At 72.5% G+C, this 22,641-nt stretch carries 23 protein-coding genes; 8 read left to right on the forward strand and 15 right to left on the reverse strand.

Features of this window, described 5'->3' with window-relative positions:
- Positions 1–2 precede the first annotated feature (2 nt).
- Together ACFY61_RS12335 and ACFY61_RS12340 are read right to left on the reverse strand one after the other, a co-directional pair.
- The gene (locus ACFY61_RS12335; protein ID WP_389470489.1) at positions 3–803 is read right to left on the reverse strand and encodes an ABC transporter permease; all 801 of its coding nucleotides are present in this window, start codon (positions 801–803) and stop codon (positions 3–5) included.
- Positions 800–1,807 (reverse strand): ATP-binding cassette domain-containing protein, encoded by a 1,008-nt coding sequence (locus ACFY61_RS12340; protein WP_389470492.1) that lies wholly within the window; start codon positions 1,805–1,807, stop codon positions 800–802. Before ACFY61_RS12340 ends, ACFY61_RS12335 begins: the two co-directional genes overlap by 4 nt.
- A gap of 101 nt (positions 1,808–1,908) precedes the next feature.
- Here ACFY61_RS12340 and ACFY61_RS12345 point away from each other — a divergent pair, with 101 nt between their 5' ends.
- Positions 1,909–2,682: a TetR/AcrR family transcriptional regulator gene (locus ACFY61_RS12345; RefSeq protein ID WP_389470494.1), complete on the forward strand. Its 774-nt coding sequence runs from the start codon at positions 1,909–1,911 to the stop codon at positions 2,680–2,682.
- A gap of 76 nt (positions 2,683–2,758) precedes the next feature.
- On the opposite strand, the gene ACFY61_RS12350 is transcribed toward ACFY61_RS12345, so the two are convergent.
- The 3 genes from ACFY61_RS12350 to ACFY61_RS12360 form a co-directional block, all read right to left on the reverse strand.
- Positions 2,759–3,565: a VOC family protein gene (locus ACFY61_RS12350; RefSeq protein ID WP_389470496.1), complete on the reverse strand. Its 807-nt coding sequence runs from the start codon at positions 3,563–3,565 to the stop codon at positions 2,759–2,761.
- 106 nt (positions 3,566–3,671) lie between these two features.
- On the reverse strand, positions 3,672–3,920 hold the full coding sequence (locus ACFY61_RS12355) for a DUF397 domain-containing protein (protein WP_389470498.1): 249 nt from the start codon (positions 3,918–3,920) through the stop codon (positions 3,672–3,674).
- Positions 3,917–4,654 carry a helix-turn-helix transcriptional regulator gene (locus ACFY61_RS12360; RefSeq protein ID WP_389470500.1) on the reverse strand — a complete coding sequence of 246 codons (738 nt, stop codon included), beginning with the start codon at positions 4,652–4,654 and terminating at the stop codon, positions 3,917–3,919. The genes ACFY61_RS12355 and ACFY61_RS12360 overlap by 4 nt, the downstream gene beginning before the upstream one ends.
- Positions 4,655–4,881: 227 nt before the next feature.
- Here ACFY61_RS12360 and ACFY61_RS12365 point away from each other — a divergent pair, with 227 nt between their 5' ends.
- Together ACFY61_RS12365 and ACFY61_RS12370 are read left to right on the forward strand one after the other, a co-directional pair.
- Positions 4,882–5,364, forward strand: a complete 483-nt coding sequence (locus ACFY61_RS12365; protein ID WP_389471267.1) for an ATP-binding protein — start codon at positions 4,882–4,884, stop codon at positions 5,362–5,364.
- Complete coding sequence (locus ACFY61_RS12370) at positions 5,330–5,500, forward strand: hypothetical protein (protein WP_389470503.1); 171 nt, start codon at positions 5,330–5,332, stop codon at positions 5,498–5,500. Before ACFY61_RS12365 ends, ACFY61_RS12370 begins: the two co-directional genes overlap by 35 nt.
- A 1,157-nt stretch (positions 5,501–6,657) precedes the next feature.
- On the opposite strand, the gene argS is transcribed toward ACFY61_RS12370, so the two are convergent.
- The gene (gene argS / locus ACFY61_RS12375; protein ID WP_389470506.1) at positions 6,658–8,439 is read right to left on the reverse strand and encodes an arginine--tRNA ligase; all 1,782 of its coding nucleotides are present in this window, start codon (positions 8,437–8,439) and stop codon (positions 6,658–6,660) included.
- Between the two features lie 180 nt (positions 8,440–8,619).
- On the opposite strand from argS, the gene lysS reads away from it, so the two are divergent.
- On the forward strand, positions 8,620–10,353 hold the full coding sequence (gene lysS / locus ACFY61_RS12380) for a lysine--tRNA ligase (protein WP_389470509.1): 1,734 nt from the start codon (positions 8,620–8,622) through the stop codon (positions 10,351–10,353).
- A gap of 126 nt (positions 10,354–10,479) precedes the next feature.
- Here lysS and ACFY61_RS12385 read toward each other — a convergent pair whose 3' ends face one another.
- From ACFY61_RS12385 to ACFY61_RS12395, 3 genes are all read right to left on the reverse strand, one after another.
- Positions 10,480–11,952, reverse strand: coding sequence for a DUF2637 domain-containing protein (locus tag ACFY61_RS12385; RefSeq protein ID WP_389470511.1), 1,473 nt, complete (start codon positions 11,950–11,952; stop codon positions 10,480–10,482).
- Positions 11,953–12,010: 58 nt separating this feature from the next.
- A complete protein-coding gene (locus tag ACFY61_RS12390) occupies positions 12,011–12,820 on the reverse strand; it encodes a DUF3558 family protein (RefSeq protein ID WP_389470513.1) in 810 nt (269 codons plus the stop codon).
- A gap of 99 nt (positions 12,821–12,919) precedes the next feature.
- The gene (locus ACFY61_RS12395) at positions 12,920–13,792 is read right to left on the reverse strand and encodes a DUF3558 domain-containing protein (RefSeq protein ID WP_389470516.1); all 873 of its coding nucleotides are present in this window, start codon (positions 13,790–13,792) and stop codon (positions 12,920–12,922) included.
- 182 nt (positions 13,793–13,974) lie between these two features.
- On the opposite strand from ACFY61_RS12395, the gene ACFY61_RS12400 reads away from it, so the two are divergent.
- Positions 13,975–15,168 carry an RtcB family protein gene (locus ACFY61_RS12400; RefSeq protein WP_389470518.1) on the forward strand — a complete coding sequence of 398 codons (1,194 nt, stop codon included), beginning with the start codon at positions 13,975–13,977 and terminating at the stop codon, positions 15,166–15,168.
- A 75-nt stretch (positions 15,169–15,243) separates the two neighbouring features.
- Here ACFY61_RS12400 and ACFY61_RS12405 read toward each other — a convergent pair whose 3' ends face one another.
- Complete coding sequence (locus tag ACFY61_RS12405; protein ID WP_389470521.1) at positions 15,244–15,816, reverse strand: Uma2 family endonuclease; 573 nt, start codon at positions 15,814–15,816, stop codon at positions 15,244–15,246.
- A 158-nt stretch (positions 15,817–15,974) separates the two neighbouring features.
- Here ACFY61_RS12405 and ACFY61_RS12410 point away from each other — a divergent pair, with 158 nt between their 5' ends.
- A complete protein-coding gene (locus tag ACFY61_RS12410; protein WP_389470524.1) occupies positions 15,975–16,649 on the forward strand; it encodes a polysaccharide deacetylase family protein in 675 nt (224 codons plus the stop codon).
- A gap of 18 nt (positions 16,650–16,667) precedes the next feature.
- Here the strand turns inward: ACFY61_RS12410 and ACFY61_RS12415 are convergent, their stop codons facing one another.
- The gene (locus ACFY61_RS12415) at positions 16,668–17,429 is read right to left on the reverse strand and encodes an SDR family NAD(P)-dependent oxidoreductase (RefSeq protein ID WP_389470527.1); all 762 of its coding nucleotides are present in this window, start codon (positions 17,427–17,429) and stop codon (positions 16,668–16,670) included.
- Between the two features lie 64 nt (positions 17,430–17,493).
- Entirely contained in the window at positions 17,494–17,829 is a 336-nt protein-coding gene (locus ACFY61_RS12420) for a YnfA family protein (RefSeq protein ID WP_389470529.1), read from the reverse strand.
- A gap of 78 nt (positions 17,830–17,907) precedes the next feature.
- On the opposite strand from ACFY61_RS12420, the gene ACFY61_RS12425 reads away from it, so the two are divergent.
- Positions 17,908–18,447 (forward strand): hypothetical protein, encoded by a 540-nt coding sequence (locus ACFY61_RS12425; RefSeq protein WP_389470531.1) that lies wholly within the window; start codon positions 17,908–17,910, stop codon positions 18,445–18,447.
- Here the strand turns inward: ACFY61_RS12425 and ACFY61_RS12430 are convergent.
- The 3 genes from ACFY61_RS12430 to ACFY61_RS12440 form a co-directional block, all read right to left on the reverse strand.
- Entirely contained in the window at positions 18,444–19,991 is a 1,548-nt protein-coding gene (locus tag ACFY61_RS12430; protein WP_389470534.1) for an FAD-dependent monooxygenase, read from the reverse strand. The two genes, ACFY61_RS12425 and ACFY61_RS12430, sit on opposite strands and share 4 nt — an antisense overlap.
- Before the next feature lie 37 nt (positions 19,992–20,028).
- A complete protein-coding gene (locus ACFY61_RS12435; protein WP_389470537.1) occupies positions 20,029–20,787 on the reverse strand; it encodes a Mut7-C RNAse domain-containing protein in 759 nt (252 codons plus the stop codon).
- 125 nt (positions 20,788–20,912) lie between these two features.
- Positions 20,913–21,356 carry a winged helix-turn-helix transcriptional regulator gene (locus tag ACFY61_RS12440; protein ID WP_389470540.1) on the reverse strand — a complete coding sequence of 148 codons (444 nt, stop codon included), beginning with the start codon at positions 21,354–21,356 and terminating at the stop codon, positions 20,913–20,915.
- Between the two features lie 121 nt (positions 21,357–21,477).
- Here ACFY61_RS12440 and ACFY61_RS12445 point away from each other — a divergent pair, with 121 nt between their 5' ends.
- Positions 21,478–22,377 (forward strand): NADP-dependent oxidoreductase, encoded by a 900-nt coding sequence (locus ACFY61_RS12445; RefSeq protein WP_389471270.1) that lies wholly within the window; start codon positions 21,478–21,480, stop codon positions 22,375–22,377.
- The last annotated feature ends 264 nt before the right edge of the window (positions 22,378–22,641 follow it).

The following is a 22,641-nucleotide window of genomic DNA, read 5'->3' on the forward strand; positions in this document are numbered from 1 at the left end:
CCTCAGCGGGTCCGGCGGCGGAACACGACCGCCGTCATGACCAGCGAGGCCGCGGTGATGGCCGCGCACCACGCCAGGGCGACGAACGGGCTGCTCCCGGCGGGCTGGTCCAGCAGCAGCGCCCGGAGGGACTCGATCACCGGGGTGAGGGGCTGGTTCTCGGCGAAGCCGTGCAGCCAGCCCGGCATGGTCCCGATCGGGACGAACGCGCTCGACGGATAGGGCAGGAACATCATCAGGAAGGTGAACCCGCCCGCCGCCTCGGGGGACTTGGCGAGCAGCCCCAGGGAGGCGGCCAGCCAGGAGATCGCCGTGATGTACGAGACCAGCAGCCCGGCCGCGGCAAGGAACCCGAGCGGACCGGCCTGCGGACGGAAGCCGATGGCGAAGGCGACGGCCAGCACCAGCGTGGTCGACAGCAGGTTGCGGAGCACCGAGGCGGTGACGTGTCCGGCGAGGACCGCGACCCCGCCGACGTCGAGCGCGCGGAACCGGTCGATGATCCCGGTCTTCATGTCGTCGGCCACGCTCACCGCGGTGGACGCGGCGCCGAAGCCCGCGCACAGCAGCATCGCGCCGGGCACCACGTAGGTCACGTACGCGGTGCCGGTGTCGATGGCGCCGCCGAAGAAGTACACGAAGATCAGCATCAGCATGACCGGCAGGGCCAGGGCCGTCACCAGGGCGTCCGGGTTGCGGCGGCTGATCCGGACGCACCGGCCGGCCAGCGTCAGGGCGGACGTCCGCGAGCCGGAGGCGCGGTGCGCGGTGGTGGCGGTGGCGGTGGCGGTGGCGGTGGTCATCGGGAGGCTCCCGTCAGGGCGAGGAAGACGTCGTCGAGGGTGGCACCGCGCACCGCGAAGCGGGCCACGGCGGTGCGGTCGGGGTCGAGTTCGTCCAGCAGGTCGCGCACGTGGGCGGCGCTGCCGTCGGTGGGAAGCCCGAGGGTGAGTTCCTCGGGCGCCCGGTACACCGCGTGGTGGACGTCGTGGACGGCGAGCGCGTCGTACGCCTCGCGCGTGGCCAGGGTGAGGTCCAGGCGGTGGCCCGCGACCTTGGACTTGAGCTCGGCGGCGGTGCCCTGGGCGGCGATCCGGCCGGAGTCGAGCACGACGACGCGGTCGGCGAGCCGGTCGGCCTCCTCCAGGTACTGGGTGGTGAGCAGGACCGTGGTGCCGTCGGTGCGCAGCTCGCGCACGACCTCCCACAGCTCCTGGCGGCTGCGCGGGTCCAGTCCGGTGGTCGGCTCGTCGAGGAAGAGCACCTCGGGCCGGCCGACCAGGCTCGCGGCGAGGTCCAGCCGGCGCCTCATGCCGCCGGAGTAGGTCTTCGCGGTTCGGCCGGCGTGCTCGGCGAGACCGAAGCGCTCCAGCAGCTCGTCGGCGCGGGTCCGGGCGGCCCGCCGGGTCAGCCCGGCCAGCCGGCCCATCATCCGCAGCGTCTCGGTGCCGGTCTGCAGCTCGTCCACGGCCGCGAACTGGCCGGTGAGGCTGATCCGCCGGCGCACGGCGGCCCGCTCGGCGGCGATGTCGTGTCCGGCGACGCGCGCGGTGCCGGAGTCGGGCGGGGTGAGGGTGGCGAGGACGCGGACGGTGGTGGTCTTGCCGGCGCCGTTGGGGCCGAGCAGCGCGAGGACGCTGCCCCGGGGCACGGAGAGGTCCACGCCGTCGAGGACGCGCCGGCCGCCGTAGGACTTGGTCAGGGCGACGGCCTCGATGCCGGCCTCGATGCCGAGGGCCTCCTGGGAGGCCCTCGAGGTGGACGCCGGGGCCGTCGGGGGAGCGGAGCGGGCTGCGGGAAGGGCCATGGGCCACACCTTTCGGCTATCTGCGTATGCCTTACGCTCTTCTGTGTAAGTAATACACAGAACTAGGATGGGGTCAACCGACAGTCAGGGAGCAGACACACATGGCGGAGCCCCACGAGCCGGATCCGGAGGCCGGGACCGGACTCCCGGCCAGCCTCGAAATGGCCTGGGGCCTGCGCGACCGCCCCGGCAAGGGGCCACGGCCGGGGCTCACCCTCGACCGGATCGTCGGCGCCGCCGTACACCTCGCGGCCGCCGAGGGGATGACGGCGGTGTCCATGGGCCGCGTCGCCAAGGAACTCGGCGTCTCCACCATGTCGCTCTACCGCTACGTCTCCGCCAAGGACGAGCTCTACGTCCTGATGGCCGACGCCGGCGTCGGCACCCCGCCACCCCTGCCGGACGGCGCCGACACCTGGGGCTGGCGCGAACTCCTGGCGGAATGGGCCCACGCCCAGCTGCGCGTGCTCCTCGCCGCCCCCTGGGTCCTGCGCATCCCCATCACCGCCCCGCCCGCCACCCCCAACCAGGTCGCCTGGATGGAACGCGGCCTGGCCGCGATGGCCGGCACCCGCTGGCCCGAGCAGGCCAAACTCTCCACGCTCATGCTCATCGGAGGCTTCGTCCGCAACACGGCCACGCTCACCGCCGACATGATGGAAGCCATCGTCCTCAGCGGCACCAGCCCCGACCAGCTGGTCACCCGCTACCAGAACACCCTGCGCCGGCTGACCGACCCCCAGCGCCACCCCTCGGTCACCCGCCTGCTGGACTCCGGCGTCCTGAGCGGCGGCGCCGACGAACCCGACTACGAGTTCCGCTTCGGCCTCGACCGCATCCTCGACGGCCTGGCGTCCCTCCCCGAGGACGCCTGAACCGGCCCCGGCCGGCACGACGACGGGCGGGGGCGGACCCTGTGGCCCACCCCCGCCCGGTTCGCCGACCGCGCCGCTACACCGGCTGCTCGGGCGCCTTCGCCGCGATCACCGAGAACACCGCGCCCTGCGGATCCGCCAGCACCGCCATCCGCCCCGCCACCATGTCGAACGGCGGCGCCAGGACCGTCGCACCCGCCCGGACCGCCGCCACGACCACGCCGTCCGGGTCGTCCACGTTGAAGTACGCCATCCAGTGCGGCGGCGTACCCGCAGGCGCCTTCCCCAGGTCCATCAGCCCGCCCACGGCCCGGCCGTCCACCTTCAGCTCGACGTAGCCCTCGGCGCCCTCCACCTCGGACGGCGCGGGCGCGATCGGCAGCACCGAACCGTAGAACCGGCCGGCGGCATCCGGATCACTGGTGTTCAGCTCGTTCCAGATCAGCGCACCGTGCTCGTTCACGATGCCGGCACCGTAGAACTCCCGGGCCTCCCACACCCCGAACACCGCACCCTGCGGATCGGCGAACACCGCCATCCGCCCCAGGTTCATCACGTCCATCGGCGGCATGACCGCCTGCCCGCCGGCATCCCGGACCGCCTTCTCGGTGGCGTCCGCGCTGTCCGTGGCCAGGTACGTCGTCCAGGCCGCCGGCGGCATCGGGTCGGGCGTGCTCCCGTCGGGGTTCATCGCCGCCATGATCCCGGCGACGGGCCGGCCCTTGAGCTGGCAGACCGCGTAACCTCCGGTCTCGGGCGGGCCGACCTCCCCGGTCCAGCCGAAGAGGTCGCTGTAGAAGTCGATCGCCGACTGCTGGTCGGGCACCATCAGGTCGATCCAGCAGGGCGTTCCGGCCTTGTACGGGCCGTTCTTGTCGGGCACGGGGCCTCCACGGGGGCGGGAGTCGGACGGGCCGTCCCCTACCCGGCCCACACGGCCGGAATCGAGCCGTACGGGTGACGCCCCGGTGACCCCCCGTCGCCGCTCGCTACCGCCCGGCGACCCAGCCGGTGAGCGCCGCCCAGGCGGCGGGGGCGAGGTCGAGCACGGGACCGCCGTCGGCGAGGCGCTTGGAGTCGCGGACGTGGACGGTGTGGGGGCAGGCGGCTACCTCTACGCAGTTGCCGCCCTGTTCACTACTGTGGGTGGACTTCCGCCAGGCGTAGGCCACTTCCAGGCACTGGCCGCCCTCGTCGCCGCTGTAGCTGGACTTGAACCACTTCAGTGCGGTGCTCATCGCTCTCCTAGCCACCCGTCCAACAGGCCCTTGGACTCTTCCGGGTTGAGGGCCTGTGAGCGCAGCATCGCATACTTGCGGGACAGGATGCTGACCTCGCTGGGGTCGGAGATGAGCTGGCTACCTCGTTGCGTTTCTGCGTATGCGAGGTGCTGAAGGTCCGGTGTGACGATGAGGACGAAGGGGCCGGAGAGTCCTGCGTGGGTCTGCCTGCCCAGGGTCATGATCTGGATGGTGACGCCGTGCAGGTCTGCGCAGGCGCGAAGGTGCCTGAGGGCTTCCCTGTGAACCTCCGGGCCGCCCAGCTGGTCGCGTAATGCGGCTTCCGAGATCACGTAGCTGAGGTTCGGTGGATCCGCTCGATGCAGGATCCCTTGTCGGGCCATGCGGACAGCCACTCGATCCGCGATCTTCTGCTCGCTCAGGGCCGGGATCTCGTTTGTGAAGACGGCGCGTGCGTACCCTTCGGTCTGGAGCAGGCCAGGGATCAGAAGGTTCTCGTATGACGACAGGTCCACGGCTTCGCGTTCCAGATCGATGAACGCCTCGGCCCACGCTGGTACGTGGTCGACGGCCGGCAGGTGGGCGACCGCAGCGGCGAGCACCCCACCCGACTCCAGCACCCGGTCCATCTCCGCCGCGATGTCAGGCATCAGGGCGCGTCTGCCCTGTTCGATCGAGCCCACCGTCTCCACATCCAGCCCTACAGCATCGGCCAGTTCGCGCTGCGTCAAGCGCTTCAGTCCTCGAAGGACGGCGACCTGCGCCCCGATCATCTTCAGGGCCGTCCCGTTCCTCGGTACTCGTCTCCTCGGCGGCATAGCCAATGCACTCCCCACCTGCGCCGCAGCTGTACCCGTACCCACCCGTACCAATCGATTGGTACGGGTTGGCCCAGTCCCGAACGCTAGTGACGGAACGCGACGATCCGGTCGTGATCCTCCGAACTGAACCCGCATTGATGAGGGAGCGACTGTTCCCGCGTTCCCGTCAAACCGTCTGTGCCGCCAGGGCGTTCACCGCCCAGACGCTCAGCACGTGGGGACTGGACGACCGTCGGGACGATGTGTTGCTGTGCGTGAGCGAACTGGCCACCAACGCGCTTCGGCACGGCACCCCGCCGGGACGCGGGTACCGCGTGCGGCTGCTCGCGTACGAGGGCGGCGTGCGGGTCGAGGTCCACGACAGCGGACCGGGTCTGTCGCGGACCGCGATCGGTTCGGGGTTCGGCCTCCGGATCGTCGCGGCGGTCTCCGACGGGTGGGGTGCGGTGCCGAGATCGCCGGGGAAAGTGGTGTGGTGCGAGTTCGTCACAGGGGGGCGCACAACAGCGCACGCCCGGCGCACGAGCCAGGGTGATGCTTCGACGGAGGCTGGCAGAACGCTTTCAGCAGGACCAGTCTTGGCAGATGGCCACTCTTCACTTGCACGGACTTTCCGCTGAGGTACTCGACGACCTGAAGGCGCGGGCCGCGAGGAACCACCAGTCCCTCCAGACGTACGTGCGCAACCTGCTGGACGACGACCGCGCACGGCAGAAGGCGGACGAAGGCGGCGGCCCCGCCACGCCGAACCGGTAATCGGAGCCGGGGACAGCCGGAATCCACGGGACCGGGGGCGTTGGGTGCGTCGGGGTGGTTGCCCGTCCGTCCCATCGTCCTTCCGGGGCGTGCGTCGGCGTCAAGGGCGCTCCTTCGTCGCGTCGCTGCGCGATGGCCTTCGGCCACCCTTGACCCCGCCGCCCGCCCCGGAAAAACGACAGACGAACGGACAACCCAAAACAAGGGCAAGGGGTGCCCATTCCCTACGGGTCCGCCCGTTAGCGGTCCGGCGCCGGGGGCGGCGGCCCAACCCGCCCTCCGGGCGGAAAGCCCCACCTTCACCCACCCGGAAGGTGCACCAGACGGCCCGCCCAAGGGGCACCCCACACCGCTACACCCTCCACTCGGCAAAGTGTCCCCGTGCGGTCGGTGGCCGGACATAGACCGCCCGAGGGCGGAGGGTCATCGGCTGTATTGGCGGCCCCCGGAGCCGCGTGGGGCCGAGTGCGGCGGTATGGGGTCGTCAGTGAGCGCCAGACGGTCCTGGAATGAGGCAAGGAGACCGGTCGAGCCCAAAGGGCTCGCGATATGCCCTATTTGAGGGGCTTTGCCACCCCTTGCGTCGGCCCACTGGGCGTCTGACTGCAATCCACGACGCGCCAGACGGTCTTTCGTTGCGGACATCGGCCCCGGACGGCCTTTCGGCCGCCGGGACGGCCGGAGCGCGTAGCGATCGATGGCGGTCTATGTCCGGCCACCGACCGGACGGGGACACTTTGCCGAGTGGAGGGTGTAGCGGTGTGGGGTGCCCCTTGGGCGGGCCGTCTGGTGCACCTTCCGGGCGGGTGAAGGTGGGGCTTCCCGCCCGGAGGGCGGATTGGGCCGCCGCCCCCGGCCCCGGCGGGCAGCCGGGCAGGGCCGCATCCTCGGGCGCACCCCTTGCCCTTGTTTTGGGTTGCTCGTTCGTCTGTCGTTTTTCCGGGGACGGCCGCCCTGTCAAGGGTGGCCGAAGGCCATCGCGCAGCGACGCGACGAAGGAGCGCCCTTGACAGGGCGGACGGCCCCGGAAGGACGATGGGACGGACGGGCAACCACCCCGACGGATTCAACGCCACCGGTCCGGTGGGCCCACCCGCCCCCACCCCCGTCGGGGATTCAGGTCCCGCCCGAGCGGCCCCGCCCCCGCCCCGCCCCCGTCAGAGGCGTTCCGGCGTGCGGATGCCCAGCAGCGACATGCCCTTCGTCAGGGTGCGGGCCGTCAGGTCGCAGAGGAACAGGCGGTTCTCGACCTGCTCGGGGGTGTCGGCCTTGAGGACCGGGCACTCGGCGTAGAAGGTCGTGTACAGCGACGCCAGCTGGTACAGGTACGCGGCCAGCTTGTGCGGGGCGTACTCCGCCGCCGCCTCCGCCACCAGCTCGCCGAAGGCGTCGAGGTGCAGGCCCAGTGCCCGCTCCGACGGGGTCAGGGCGAGCTCGGCGTGCGCGGCCGGCTTCGCGTCGCCCGACTTGCGGAGGATGGACTGGATGCGGGCGTACGCGTACTGGAGGTACACCGAGGTGTCACCGGTCAGCGACACCATCTGGTCCAGGTCGAACTTGTAGTCGCGGGACGCGGAGGTCGACAGGTCGGCGTACTTCACCGCGCCGATGCCCACCTGGGCGGCACGCTCGATGATCTCTTCCTCGGTGAGGTCCTGCGCCTTCTCCCGGACCACGGCCGCGGCGCGGTCGATCGCCTCGTCCAGCAGGTCCACCAGCCGCACCGTCTCGCCCTCGCGGGTCTTGAACGGCTTGCCGTCGGCGCCCAGCACCGTGCCGAAGGCGAGCTGGTAGGCGTGGGTGTCCTCGTTCAGCCAGCCGGCGCGGCGGGCCGTCTCGAAGACCATCTTGAAGTGAAGCGACTGGCGGGCGTCCACGACGTACACCAGGCTGTTCGCCTTCAGGTTGTTCACCCGGTCGCGGATCGCCGACAGGTCGGTGGCCGCGTACCCGAAGCCGCCGTCCGACTTCTGCACGATCAGCGGGGTCGGCTGGCCGTCCGGGCCCTTGTACTCGTCGAAGAACACGCACAGCGCGCCGTTGGAGCGGACGGCCACGCCCGACTCCTCCAGCAGCCGGCAGGTCTCCACCAGCATGTCGTTGTAGCCGGACTCGCCGACGATGTCGGGGTCCTGGATGTCCATGTCCAGCTTGTCGAAGACCGAGTAGAAGTAGATCTTCGACTCGTCCACGAACCGCTGCCAGAGCGCCAGGGTCTGCTCGTCGCCGGCCTGGAGGTCCACCACCCGGGCGCGGGCCCGCGTCTTGAACTCCTCGTCGGAGTCGAAGAGTGCCCGCGACGCCTTGTAGAGGCGGTTGAGGTTGGACATGGCCTCCGCGCCGGACGCCGCGGTGTCCTCGGTGGCCGACGCCGGCGCGGCCTTGTGGTCGAGCTCGTGCGGGTGCTCCAGCAGGTACTGGATGAGCATGCCGAACTGGGTGCCCCAGTCGCCGATGTGATGGCGCCGGACCACCTTCTCGCCGGTGAACTCCAGGATCTCGACCATCGCGGCACCGATCACCGCGGACCGCAGGTGGCCGACGTGCATCTCCTTGGCCACGTTGGGCTGGGCGTAGTCGATCACCGTGGTGCCGGCGTTCTCGTTCACCGGGACGCCGAGCCGGTCGTCCGTGGCGCGGGCGGCGAGGGTCTCGACGATGGCCCGGTCCGCGATCGTGATGTTGAGGAAGCCGGGGCCGGAGACCTCGATGTCCTCGATGACCCCGCCCTTGTCCAGGCCCTCGACGACCGTGGTCGCCAGCTCGCGCGGGTTGGCCTTCGCCTTCTTCGCGAGCGCCAGGATGCCGTTGGCCTGGAAGTCGGCCCGGTCGCTTCGTCGCAGCAGCGGGTCGGCGGCACCGGCCTCCGGCAGCGCGGAGACGAGGGCGGCGGCGACGCGCTGGTTGACGGACGAAGCGAGGGAAGGGACCGAGGCCATGGGCTGCCGTTCCTGTGAGGTCAGTACACGGGTCTGTACTTGTTGGTTCTGACGAAAGCGAGTATCCCACGCGGCGGCGTGCCGCCCCCACGGCATAAACGGCGGCGGGGAGCAACCCCGGACCGGCACCATCCGTCTGGGAGAATGTTTGAAGCAGCATTCGAGATAGAAGGACGTGTCGTGGCTCAGAGCGCCCAGAGCAGCACCGAGACCGACTGGGTCTCCCGTTTCGCGGACGAGGTCATCGCCGAGGCGGAGCGGCGTGCACCGGGCAAACCTGTCGTCGTCGCGTCCGGACTGTCCCCCTCCGGCCCCATCCACCTGGGCAACCTCCGCGAGGTCATGACCCCGCACCTGGTCGCGGACGAGGTCCGCCGCCGCGGGTACGAGGTCCGCCACGTCCTGTCCTGGGACGACTACGACCGCTACCGGAAGGTGCCGAAGGGCATCCCCGGCGTGACGGAGGAGTCGCACGCCCAGCACATCGGGCGCCCGCTGACCGCCGTCCCGGCGCCCGAGGGCTCGGAGTACCCCAACTGGGCCGAGCACTTCAAGGCCGCCATGGTCGAGTCCCTGGCCGAGCTGGGCGTCGAGTACGACCCGATCAGCCAGACCGAGCAGTACACCTCCGGCGCCTACCGCGAGCAGGTCCTGTTCGCGATGAAGCACCGTGGCGACATCGACGCCGTCCTCGCCCAGTACCGGACCAAGCCGAAGGCCGGGAAGAAGTCGCAGAAGCCGGTCGACGAGGCCGAGCTGGAGGCCGCCGAGGGCTCCGGCGCCGCCGCCGAGGACGACGGCAGCGCCGAGGGCGCGGAGTACTTCCCGTACAAGCCGTACTGCGGCGCGTGCAACAAGGACTTCACCAAGGTCACGTCCTACGACGACGAGACCACGGAGATGACCTACGTCTGCACCGAGGACGAGTTCACCGAGACGGTCAAGCTGTCCGAGTTCAACCGCGGCAAGCTGGTCTGGAAGGTCGACTGGCCGATGCGCTGGGCCTTCGAGGGCGTCGTCTTCGAGCCCTCTGGCGTCGACCACTCCTCGCCCGGCTCGTCCTTCCAGGTCGGCGGGCAGATCGTGCACATCTTCGGCGGCGAGCAGCCGATCGGCCCGATGTACGCCTTCGTCGGCATCAGCGGCATGGCCAAGATGTCCTCGTCGAAGGGCGGGGTCCCGACCCCGGCCGACGCGCTGAAGATCATGGAGCCGCAGCTGCTGCGCTGGCTGTACGCCCGCCGCCGCCCGAACCAGTCCTTCAAGATCGCCTTCGACCAGGAGATCCAGCGCCTCTACGACGAGTGGGACAAGCTGGAGGCCAAGGTCGCGGACGGCTCCGTGCTGCCCGCCGACGCCGCCGCCCACTCCCGCGCGGTACGGGTGGCCTCGCACGAGCTGCCCCGCACCCCGCGCCCGATGTCGTACCGGACCCTCGCGTCCGTCGTCGACATCACCGCCGGGGCCGAGGACCAGACCCTGCGCATCCTCTCCGACCTGGAGCCGGAGCGGCCGCTGGCCTCCCTCGACGAGGTGCGCCCGCGCCTGGACCGCGCCGAGAACTGGATCACCACCCAGGTCCCTGCCGACCAGCGCACCCTGGTCCGCGAGCAGCCCGACACCGAGCTCCTCGCCTCCCTGGACGACGCGGGCCGCCGCTCCCTGGAGCTGCTCCTGGAGGGCCTGGAGTCGCACTGGTCGCTGGACGGCCTGACCACGCTGGTCTACGGCGTCCCGAAGGTGATGGCCGGCCTGGATCCGGACGCCAAGCCGACGCCCGAGCTGAAGGTCGCGCAGCGGGAGTTCTTCGCCCTGCTGTACCGGCTGCTGGTGACCCGGGAGACCGGGCCGCGCCTGCCCACGCTGCTGCTGGCGGTCGGCGCGGACCGGGTGCGCAAGCTCCTGGCGGCCTGACCGGCGCCGCCACCGTACGACGAGGGCCCGCACCCCTGGGGGGTGCGGGCCCTCGCCGTGTCCGCGGTGCGGTGTGGTGCGGTGTGGTGCGGTGTGGTGCGGTGCGCGCCGTGCCGGGGGTGCCGGTCAGGCGATGTGCTCGTTCTCCAGGTCCGTCTGGTAGCGCTGCTTCAGCTGCGGCATCAGGCGGCGGAGCAGGGTCGTGCTGCGCGGGTGGGTGACGCCGTAGCCGTCCGCGAGGTGTATGTCGAGCGCCTCGGGGGTCGGGAAGTCGGCGTGCTCGTCCACGAAGGCGCGGAACACCTTGTACGCCGCCTCCGCGAACTCGATCTCGTCCGGGGTGTGCGGCTCGGGCTCACCGCCCTCGGCGTCCTCGGCGCGCGGGCCCGGTATCGGCAGCTGCCCGCCGGGGTGGACGCCGGCCGGGCCGTACTGGGCGGCGTGCGCGGCCGCCTCGCCGGACTGCGGGTCGTCGGACGGGCCGGCCGGCGGCAGGACCGGGGTCGGCTCCAGCCCCTCGACGTACTGAGGGTTGTAGCCGCCCTCGTAGGCGGTCTGCGGGGCCTTCGGGGCCGCGAACCAGGCGCTGTTGTGCGCCGCCGGCATCGCCGTCGGGTCCACGGCGAACGGGGTGTGCTGGGGCAGCGGCTGCTGGAGGTGCTGCTGCTCCTGCTGGTCCTCGGCGCCCGGAGCGCCGGGGACGCCCGGCGCCGCCTGGGGGCCGGGCGCGCCCTGCGCCGCGCCGGCGCCCGGAACCCCGCCCGGAACCCCGCCGGGGACCGCGCCCGCCGGACGCGGTGCGGCACCGGCGCCGGCCTGGGCGCCGGCCGCGGTCGCGTCCGCGGCACCGGCCCCGCTCCCGGCCCCGTACGGCAGACCCGGCCGCGTCGGCGCCGGGGGCAGCAGCGCCGGGTCGATGCCGGCCGCCGCCAGCCCCTCCGGGGCCGTCTGCGACAGCGGCACACCGATCCGGGCCAGCCGCAGCGGCATCAGCGCCTCCACCGGGGCCTTCCGCCGCCAGGCCCGCCCGTACCGGGCCTGCAGCCGCGCCTGGTAGATCAGCCGGTCCTGCTCCATGACGACGGCCTGCTCGTACGAACGCAGCTCCCACAGCTTCATCCGCCGCCACAGCTTGAACGTCGGCACCGGCGACAGCAGCCAGCGGGTCAGGCGGACGCCCTCCATGTGCCGGTCGGCGGTGATGTCCGCGATCCGGCCCACGGCGTGCCGCGCGGCCTCGACGGTCACCACGAACAGCACCGGGATCACCGCGTGCATGCCCACGCCCAGCGGGTCCGGCCACGCGGCCGCACCGTTGAACGCGATCGTCGCCGCCGTGAGCAGCCACGCCGTCTGGCGCAGCAGCGGGAACGGGATCCGGATCCACGTCAGCAGCAGGTCCAGCGCGAGCAGCACGCAGATACCGGCGTCGATGCCGATGGGGAAGACGAGCGAGAAGTCGCCGAACCCTTTCTTCAACGCCAGCTCGCGCACGGCGGCGTACGAACCGGCGAAACCGATCGCCGCGATGACCACCGCGCCGGCGATCACGACGCCGATCAGAATCCGGTGCGTCCGAGTCAGCTGCATCGCGGCCACCCGCGATCCCCTCCCTAGTCGAGCCTGGCAGGGCCAGAGTACGGGTGACCGCCCGGAGTTACTGCTGCGGCTGCGGGCTTTGCTGGTTCTGCTGGTTCTGCTGGTTCTGCTGGTCGCCCTGCGGCTGGTTCGCCGCGCCGACCGCGCCCACGGCCTCCTTGGCCGCCGCGACGGCCGATTCGAGCAGCTTCCCGTGGTCGGGGGCCTTGGCGCCCTCGTACGCGGCACCGTTGTAGTCGAGCGTGATCACCACGTTGTGGGTGCGGGCCACGACGGTGGTGTTGAAGAAGTCCACGTCCTTCTTCACCGTGTACGTCACGCTCGTCGCCGCGTCGGCGCCGGCGCCCGGCGCGTCCTGCGCCTTCACGTCGTTCGCGCCCTCGGCGGCCTTCGCCGCCTCCACCTGCTTGGTGTACTGCTCCTCGGCGCGCTTGTTGCCGCTGCCCAGCGAGGCGTGCGAGTCGTAGCGGACCAGCGAGACCGCGAGCCAGTGGTAGTTCGACCCCTTGAGGCCGTCCTCGTCCAGACCGTTCCAGGAGCAGCCCGCCCGGTTGTCCAGGTCGTTGGAGTTGGTCGCCTTGCCGTTCTTCTCCTTGACCTCGGGCACCAGGGCCTCGATGGTGGCCGCCGGGATCACCTTGCAGGGGTCCGGCAGCTTCTCCACGGCCACCTTCTCCAGCTCCTTGGCGCCCGGCTTGCCGCTCGGCGCGCTGGAGGAGGAAGAGGACGAACCGGACTTCTTCTTGTCGCCGTCGGAGCCCGAGCCCTTTCCGGAGCCGGAGTCGGAGGAGCAGCCGGCCACGGTGAGGATCACCGGGACGGCAGCGCAGGCGAGAACGCGGGTGAGGCGCGAGGCTGAACGGTGCATGTTTCCTTCAAAGCTCGTCGGCGGGACCCGGCAACGGTAGCCCGACCCGGGACCGCTCCGCAGTGCGGACCGTCACGCGGGCCCCGGCCACCGCACCGCTCAGTCGCTGAAACGCTCGGCCAGCGCCTCCGCCAACTCCTGCGCCCACTCCTGGGTTTCCTCCGCCTCCGGCACGGCGCCGGGCACCGAGGGCTGCACGCTGTAATCCACCGTGACGATCACGTTGGAGGTGCGGAACACGATCCGTACGGTCCGGGACTGCGCCGCCGTCGTCCCGGCGGCCGCGCCCAGCTCGTCGTGCAGGAAGGCCTCGCTGCCGAGCGCGTCCAGCCGCCGCGAGCCGAGGGTCGGCGACGGGGAGCCGCTCGGGGTCCCCGCCTGGCTGCCCGACGGGGCCCCGGGCGGGGAGCTCTGGACCGGCGTGCCGGGAGTGGTGGTGGGGGCCGGGGTGCCGGGAGTGGCCGTGGGGGAGGGCGACGCGCCGGAAGTTCCGGACGGGGCGGACGGGCTCGGGGTGGCGGCCGCCGGCAGCCCGGCGCCGACGAGCTGCCGCTCGTACACCTGGTGGGCCTTGTCGTCGTCGCTGCTGGTGGCGCGGTCGTAGGACACCACCCGCTCGAAGCCGACGTGGAGCAGGCGGGTGGCCTCGGCGTCCTGCGCCTTCCAGCGGCAGCCGACGCGGCGGTCGCCGTCGTAGGAGGTGTCGGCGTCGCCGGCGTAGAGCCGGTTCCTCTGGTCCGTGGGCAGCTCGGGGTCGGTGGGCAGCATGGCGCGCAGCTTCTTGCCGTCGACGGCCTTGCAGGGCATCGGAAGGCTCTGGTACTTGCCGGGCGGCGCGGGGGTGGGCGCGTTGCCGCCGCCCTTGGCGTCCCCGGTGCCGCCACCGGTCCCGCCGCCCCCGGTGCACCCGGTGACGAGCGCGACGGCCATCGCGATGCCCGTCAGGGCGGGCCGTACTGCCTTGCGCTGCACGTCCTGTGGCTCCCTCGCTCGAAAAACCCGTTGCCGCGGTGTGGCGGCGGATGGACACAATGTCTACCGCACGCGCTGGTGCTGACGCCGGTCCCCTGTCCTTCTTTGGGGGCAAGAGCGAGGCTTTTTGCGTAATCAGATCTATCTTAGTTTTGCGGGGGTTCACGGGCTGTGGGGACGATATGTCTTATGTAGAGGTGCCTGGGGAGCGGGTTCCGATCCGGATGTGGGCCGATCCGGCCTCGGTCGAGGACCAGGCGATGCAGCAGCTCCGCAACACCGCGACCCTCCCGTGGATCAAGGGCCTGGCGGTCATGCCGGACGTGCACTACGGGAAGGGCGCGACGGTCGGCTCGGTGATCGCGATGAAGGACGCGATCTGTCCGGCGGCGGTCGGCGTCGACATCGGCTGCGGCATGTCGGCGGTCAGGACCTCGCTGACGGCGAACGACCTGCCGGGCGACCTGTCCAAGCTCCGCTCGAAGATCGAGCAGGCCATCCCGGTGGGTACGGGCATGCACCGCGAGGCGGTGGACCCGGCACGGCTCTACGGGTTCGGGGCGACGGCGTTCGACGACCTGTGGACGCGGTTCGACTACCTCGCCGATTCGGTCAAATTCCGTCATGACCGAGCGATGAAGCAGCTCGGAACGCTCGGAAGCGGCAATCACTTCGTCGAGTTCTGTCTCGACGAGTCGGGTTCGGTCTGGCTGATGCTGCACTCCGGTTCCCGGGGCATCGGCAACGAGCTCGCCTCGCACCACATCTCGGTGGCCCGCGGCCTCGCGCACAACCAGGGCCTGCTCGACCGGGACCTGGCGGTGTTCCTCGCGGCGACGCCGGAGATGGACGCCTACCGCAGCGACCTGTTCTGGGCGCAGGAGTACGCCAAGTACAACCGGGCCGTGATGATGAGCCTGTTCAAGGAGGTCGTCCGGCGGGAGTTCCGCAAGGCGAAGGTCTCCTTCACGCAGGAGATCAACTGCCACCACAACTACGTGGCCGAGGAGCGCTACGACGGGATGGACCTGCTGGTCACCCGCAAGGGCGCGATCCGGGCCGGCGGCGGCGAGTACGGGATCATCCCCGGTTCGATGGGCACGGGCTCGTACATCGTGAAGGGCCTCGGCAACGAGAAGTCCTTCAACTCCGCCTCCCACGGGGCGGGCCGGAAGATGAGCCGGACCGCGGCGAAGAAGCGGTTCTCGGCGCGGGACCTCGCGGAGCAGACGCGGGGCGTGGAGTGCCGCAAGGACGCGGGCGTCGTGGACGAGATCCCGGGCGCGTACAAGTCGATCGAGCAGGTCATCGACCAGCAGACCGATCTGGTCGAGGTCGTGGCCAAGCTCAGGCAGGTCATCTGCGTGAAGGGCTGACGCCCGCCCGCAGTTGTCGGGGGAGTGGAGGGGCCCCGGACCGGTTCACGCCGGCCCGGGGCCCCTCCGCGTGCGTCAGTCGAGCAGCATGTCCACGGGCAGTTCGACGCTTACGCCGAGGTGTTCGGGGAGGGTGACCGAAGTGCCCCGTTTGAAGGTCCGGCGCAGACGGTAGGCCGTCGCACGTGGGTCCGTGTACATCACCACCTCGTCGTGGTGGCGGTCCGCGACGACGTACACCGGGACATCGGCCTTGGCGTAGTGCTCCACCTTGGCGCCGATGTCGTCGGACCAGTTCGAGGACGTGATCTCCACGATCAGACGGAAGACGTCCGGCCGGTAGCAGTTCTTGGTGACCTTGTGGTCCAGGAAGTCACCTTCCACGAGTGAGAAATCCGGAACGGCGTAGTCATCGGCGCCGGTAGGGAGCCAGATGCCAATGCCCTGGACGAATTCCAGGCCGGCCTTCTCCGCCCCGGCTTCGTGGAACGCGACGGTCAGCCGGGTCAGTGTGCGCGCGTGCCGCCCGTCGGCGGGTGGGGTCACGATGAGCCTCCCCTGGAGAATCTCCACCTTGTGCCCGGGAAGCTCTCGGGAGAGACGATCGGCGGCGTCCGCGATCGTGGTCTCGTGCAGTATCACGGCCATAGCTTCCTCCTTTTCGAGGCTCACGCTCCCGTGAGCGTATCCGCGGGAGTCGACATTCCGTGTGGATTCACCCATAGGGGCGCCGGGGATGCGGAGGGGCAACTGTCTCTTCGGGGGCGGGGATTGACCCTGCGTTTGGTCTAGACCAAAGTGGCGCCATGAGGAGATCACGTGTGGTCGCAGCCGTGCTCGCGTCGCTGGCGATCGGGTTCGGGACGGTCGGGTCCGCGCAGGCCGGGGTGGGCTTGCCGCCCGTCGTGGCGCAGGTGCCGACCCAGGAGAAGGTCGTGTTCATCACCATCGACGACGGGTGGTACCACGACCCGGCCGTCGCGCAGACGCTGATCGACAAGCGGGTGCCCGCGTCGCTGTTCCTGCTGCCCGGGGCGACCTCGTACGACACCGGGTACTTCACCCGGCTCACCGGGGAGGGGCGGGCGACGGTGGAGAACCACACCGTCAACCACCCCGACCTGACGACCCTCGACGCGGTCGGCAAGGACGCCGAGGTGTGCGGCGCCGGGGAGCGCTTGCAGGAGACGTTCGGGCGGACGCCGAAGCTGTTGCGGCCGCCGTACGGGGCCGTCAACGACGAGGTGCGGCTGGCCGCCAAGGCCTGCGGGATCAAGGCGCTGGTGACCTGGACGCACGACTTCACCACCTGGGGGGACGCGCCGCCGCCCACGCCGCAGCTCGAGGCGGGGGACGTGGTGCTGCTGCACTTCACCCCGACGCTCGGCGCGGACCTGGAACGGGCCCTGGGCGCGGCGAAGGCGGCCGGACTCAGGCCGGCCGCCCTGATGCCCCATCTCCGGGCGGCCGGGCTGGTCTGAGGGCCGGGCCCACGGCTCCTACGGCTCGCGGTGGACCTTCGTGTTCGAGGCCTGGGCGCGGGGACGGACCACCAGGAGGTCGATGTTGACGTGGCTGGGACGGGTCACCGCCCAGCTGATGGTGTCGGCCACGTCGTCGGCGGTGAGGGGTTCGGCGACGCCCGCGTAGACCCTGGCGGCCTTGTCCGTGTCGCCGCGGAAGCGGGTGGTGGCGAACTCCTCGGTCTTGACCATGCCGGGTGCGATCTCGATGACCCGGACCGGGCTGCCGACGATCTCCAGGCGGAGGGTCTCGGCGAGGACGCGGGCGCCGTTCTTGGCGGCGACGTAGCCGGCGCCGCCCTCGTAGGTGGCGTGGCCGGCGGTGGAGGAGAGGACGACGACCGTGCCGTCGCCGGAGGCGGTGAGCGCGGGCAGCAGCGCCTGGGTCACGTGCAGGGTGCCGATGACGTTGACCTCGTACATGGTGCGCCAGTCGGCGGGGTCGCCGGTGGCGACCGGGTCGGCGCCGAGCGCCCCGCCGGCGTTGTTGACCAGCACGTCGCAGCGGTCGAGGGAGGCGGCGAGGGCGTCGACGGCGGCGCGGTCGGTGACGTCGAGCGCGTGGGCGGCGGCCGAGTGGCCGGCGGCGCGGATCTCCTCGGCGAGGGCCTCGACGCGGTCCTTCCGGCGGGCGGTGAGGACGACGTGGTAGCCGGCTGCGGCGAGCTGCCGTGCCGTGGCCGCGCCGATGCCGCTGCTCGCGCCGGTGACCACTGCGGTTCGGGTGGCCGTGCTCATGTCCTGGCTCCTCGGGTCCCTCGTATGTACGTACGGTCCTGTTCCGGCCAGCATAGGCAGCCGGTCAGCGGCCGCGCGGCGCGTACATGATCACGGCGACTCCGGCCAGGCAGACCAGGGCGCCGGCGACGTCCCAGCGGTCGGGCCGGTAGCCGTCGGCGACCATGCCCCAGACGAGGGAGCCGGCGATGAAGACGCCGCCGTACGCGGCGAGGACGCGGGCGAAATCGCCCTGCGGCTGGAGGGTGGCGGCGAAGCCGTACAGGCCGAGGGCGATGGTGCCGGCGCCGATCCAGATCCACCCCTTGTGTTCGCGCACGCCCTGCCAGACGAGCCAGGCGCCGCCGATCTCCAGGAGGGCGGCGAGGACGAACAGGGCGGCGGAGCGGAGGATCAGCATGCCGGCCAGCCTGCCATGCGGCAGATGGCGGCCGGCCCGCCCACGTTCGTGTGATGGTCCGACCTTCGGGGCGGGCGGGTGGCTAGCGTCGCCGGGGTGGAGGTGGTGGCGGTGCGCCGTGGTGGTGTCGTCGTACGGAGTGCAGCAGTGGCGGCCGGGGTGCTGCTCGCGGTGGGAGCGGGGGCGGGGGCCGCGGGGACGGCCGCCGCGGCCGGGCCCGGGACCGGGGCGGGTCCGGAAGCCGATGTGGCGTACCACGGCCGGGTCTCCCTCACGCAGGGCCGGCTCGGTGTCCTGCTGGTCCCGGCCAACGACGGGCCCGCCGCCCTCCCGAACGCGACCGTCCGGCTCCGCCTGTCCGCCGAGCTCGCCGACGAGCAGTCCCTGCCCGAGGGCTGCGCGCGGGCCGGTGCCGGCCAGGTGGTGTGCGAGACGGGTCGGCTGCCGGAGCACGGGCAGGGCCGGCACATCGGGATGTGGCTGCGGCTGAAGGAGCGGCCGAGCGAGGTGACGCTGCGGATCGACACCCTGTGGAACGGCGGGGCGACGGACCGGAACATCAGCAACAACGAGCACGTCGTCCTGGCCCTGGACACCGGCGACGCCTACGCGTTCTAGCCGGCCCGGCCCCCGGCGGGGCCGCCGAGCCAGGTGGCGAGGGCACGGGTGAGGTCGGCGGGGGAGGGGTCCTCCGCCGACCAGGCGACGTAGCCGTCGGGGCGGATCAGGGCGTGGGTGGTGCGGCGTGGGTCGCGCCAGTGGCCCCGGCGGAGGTACGGCACTTCGGCGGCGGCGGCGGCGGCCGGGCCGGCGGCGGCGGTGGCCGGGCCGGCGGCGGCGGTGGCCGGGCCGTTGGCGCCGGCCGGGGCCAGCAGGACGAAGGTGCCGGCCCTCAGCAGCTCGTAGAGCCGGCCGCCGTCCGCGGTGGCGACGTCCGGGGCCCGCCGGCCGGCCGGCCGGCGGGATCCGGGCGGGGCGGCATAGGCGATGCCGATGCCGGTGATCAGGCCGGTGGCGCGGTCCCGGAGGGCGGGCACCGTGGCGAAGGCGACGCCGCCGAGGGTCCGCGCGGCGCGTACGGCCGGGGACCCGGCGACGATCATGCGGATCAGGGCGCCGCTGCTGCGGAGCACCATGTGGCCGACCGGGTGGCGTTCCCGGTCGTAACTGTCGAGCAGGGCCTCGGGGTCCGGTGCGCGGCCGGTCAGCGCGGCGGCGAGTTTCCAGGAGAGGTTGGCGGCGTCCTGCATGCCGGTGTTCATGCCCTGGCCGCCGGCGGGGGTGTGGACGTGGGCGGCGTCGCCGGCGAGGAAGGCGCGGCCGACGCGGTAGCGGGGGACCTGGCGTTCGTCGCTGTGGAAGCGGGAGATCCAGCGGACCTCCCGCATGCCGTGGTCGGTGCCGAGCGCGTCGAGCATGATCGCGCGGAGTTCGCCCAGCTCGACGGGGGTGTCGTCGGGCGGCTGGTGGTCGCGGTCCCAGGCGATGGCGCGGTGCCAGCCGTCGCCGAACGGGACGAGGAAGGCGAAGCACCGGCCGTTGCCGGTGAAGGCGAGCACGTCGGCGGGCGGATCGTCGAGCCGTACGTCGGCCAGGACCACGGAACGGATGGCCGCGCGGCCGGGGAACGGCAGGCCGAGGGAGCGGCGGACGGTGGACCGGTGGCCGTCGGCGCCGACGAGGTGGCGGGCGGTCAGGTTCCGGGTGTGGCCGTCCGGCCCGCGCACGGCGAGCTCGACCGCGTCGCCGGTGTCCTGACGCAGGCCCAGCAGTTCGGTGTCGTAGCGGAAGTCCACACCTGTGGACAGTGCGCGGCGCTCCAGCAGGCGTTCCGTCTCGTACTGCGGGGTGACCAGTACGAAGGGGAAGCGGGTGCGCGGGGCCAGCGCGTCGAGGTCGACCGAGAGCCCGCCGCCGAGCCCGATGCGGCGGACGGCGGTGCCGGTCGCGACGAGTTCCGCGGCGAGGCCGCGCGCGTCGAGGAGTTCGAGGGTGCGGGCGTGCACGGCGAACGCCCGGGTGAGGTTGGCGGCGGTGCGCGGCCGTCGTTCGAGGAGGGCCACGGACAGTCCGGCGGCGGCGAGGTCGCCGGCGAGCAGCAGGCCGGTGGGGCCGGCGCCCACGACGGCGACGTCGACGTCCGCGGCGGGGGTGGCGGTCATGCCACGGCAGTCTGCCAGCCGGCGGGCCCCGCGGGCGTCAGGCGGGACCGGGGGAGCGGACGAGGCGGCCGAACCTGCCGAACTCCTCGACCGCCTCGGAGACGATGCGCTCCAGGCGGGCGTGGTGGGCGCCGCGCCAGTAGACGCGTTCGCAGTCGGCGCACTGCGCGAAGACGTCGTACGAGCGGTGCGTGCCGCCCTCCAGCCGGTCGCCGACGCTCTCCTTGTCGGCGGCGCGCAGCGTGCCGTTGCAGGCGGTGCAGCGGGTCCACGGGTCCAGGGCGGGCGCGAACCGGCTGAGTACGTCGCGGAGTTGCTCGTCGGGGTTGTCGCTGTAGACGTATGCGCCGGCCCAGATCTCGCGGCGGCGCAGCAGCCCGCGGTCGCGGGAGAGCAGTACGCGGCGCTCGGTCGCGGAGAGGGTGGCCAGGGCCGGGTCGCCGATGTCCTCGTTCTCGTACGCGGCGTCCACGCCGAGCAGGCGCAGGCGGCGGGCGAGGGTGCCGAGGTGCACGTCGAGCAGGAAGCGGAGCGGGGCCCCGGGGACCTCCTGGGGGCGGCTGACGCCCCGCACCTCGATGTGCTCGCCGTCCTGCGGCACGTACGAGACGGGCACCTCGCGGCCGTCGACCAGCAGCCGGCCGACCTCGGTGAGCGGTACCCCGGCCGATTCCACGACGTGGCCGAGGCTGGAGGAGCCGTCGGTGGGCGTGGGGATGCGGTCGGCGCGCCGGCTGGGCGGGGCGAAGAGCCGCAGTTCGGGCGCGAGGGTCAGCTGGATTCCGGGTCCGTTCACGGCCTCAGCATGCCATTGCGGGGGCCGGGGCGGGCGGGGTTTTCCGGGCGGGCGGCCGGCGGGGCGGCCGGCGGGGCGCGGGCCGGGCGGGGCGCCCGGGCGGCCGCCCGGGGCCCGGGCGGCGTTCAGGCGGCCCCGGAGACCGCCGTTCCCTCCTCCGCGGCGCGGTCGCGGTCGTAGGCCTCGCGGGCGGCGTGGATCTCGCCGAAGTGGCCGTCGGCCCAGTCCTTCACGGCGGCCAGCAGGTCGCCGAGGCCCTCGCCGAGGGGGGTCAGCGCGTAGTCGACGCGGGCGGGCACGGACGGGGTCACGGTGCGGGAGACCAGGCCGTCCCGCTCCAGCGAGCGGAGGGTCTGGGTGAGCATCTTCTGGCTGACGCCCGGGATGGCCCGGCCCAGGTCGCTGTAGCGCAGGCCGGTACCGCCGGAGTCGCGCAGCACGCCCACCACCAGGCCGACCCACTTGTCGCCGATCCGCGCCATCAGCAGGCTGGTGGGGCAGTCGCGGAGGAACGCGTCGTAGGCGGAACGGGCCTCGGCGCGGCGGGCCGCGGCGGTCATGGTGGCCATCGGGTCCTCCGCACTTCCGGGTCCGGTACGCACCTTCAAGTGCGTACTTACGGAAAGAAAGTAGCTCTCCCTACGTTGGTGCGCATCCGACGACGAGGGAGTAAGTCAGATGAGCCAGAACATGGACGCGGTGGTCGTGGACGGTGCCTTCGGCGGGCCCGAGGCCGTGCGGGTGGCGCGGGTGCCGGTGCCGGAGCCGGCCGCCGGGCAGGTCCGGGTCAAGGTCCGCGCGGCGGGCCTCAACCCGGTCGACGGGGCGGTCCGGGCCGGGGTCTTCGGCGGCGGCGGGCAGCGGATCGGGCTCGGCTGGGACCTGGCGGGCGAGATAGACGCGGTGGGAGCGGGGGTGACCGGCTGGGCGGCCGGGCAGCGGGTGATCGGCCTGCACTACGGGCCGGTCAAGCCGCTGGGCACGCACGCCGAGTATGCCGTCCTGGACGCGGCCGCGCTGGCGCCCGCGCCGGCCACGGTGGACGACACGGCGGCCGCCGTACTCCCGCTGAGCGGGCTGACGGCCGCCCGGGCGGTGGAACTGCTGGGGCTGGAGCCCGGCTCGACGGTGCTGGTGACCGGCGCCGCCGGGATGGTCGGCGGCTTCGCGGTGCAACTCGCCGTACGCGCCGGGCTGGTGGTGACCGCGCTGGCGGGCGCGGAGGACGAGGCGCTGGTCCGGGAGCTGGGCGCGGTGGACTTCGTACCGCGCGGGATGCGGCCGGTCGATGCGGTGGACGGGGTGCTGGACGCGGCGGCGCTCGGGGCGGCGGCGCTGGAACCCGTCCGGGACGGCGGGGTGTACGTCGGGCTGCACCCGGGGGCGGCTCCGGCGGCGGTGCGGGGGATCCGTGTGGTCGAGCAGGAGGTCGCGGCGGACGGGGCGCAGCTGGGGCGGCTGGCGGCGCTGGTGGACCGGGGGGAGCTGGTGCTCCGCGTGGGCGGTACGTATCCGCTGGCCGCGGCGGCGGAGGCGCACGCGGCGCTCGCCCGCCCCGGCCTCCGCGGCCGCGTGGTCCTCACCCCGTAGCCCGGCCCGCCCGGCTTTTTGCGCGGGCCCGGCGGGGGCTCCGCCCGACCTACGGGGCTCCGCCCCGCACCCCGCGCCTCAATCGCCGGCGGGGCTGGATTTGCCGGGCGGCGCCGGTCGGCCGGGCCGTGCCCGCCCGGTGCGGGCCGCACGGCCACACCGGGGTCGGCCCTTCCAGCCCGAGCGGCGTTTGAGCGGGCCCGGCGGGGGCTCCGCCCGACCTACGGGGCTCCGCCCCGCACCCCGCGCCTCAATCGCCGGCGG

Source organism: Streptomyces sp. NPDC012888, from assembly GCF_042900645.1.
Classification (GTDB): Bacteria; Actinomycetota; Actinomycetes; order Streptomycetales; family Streptomycetaceae; genus Streptomyces.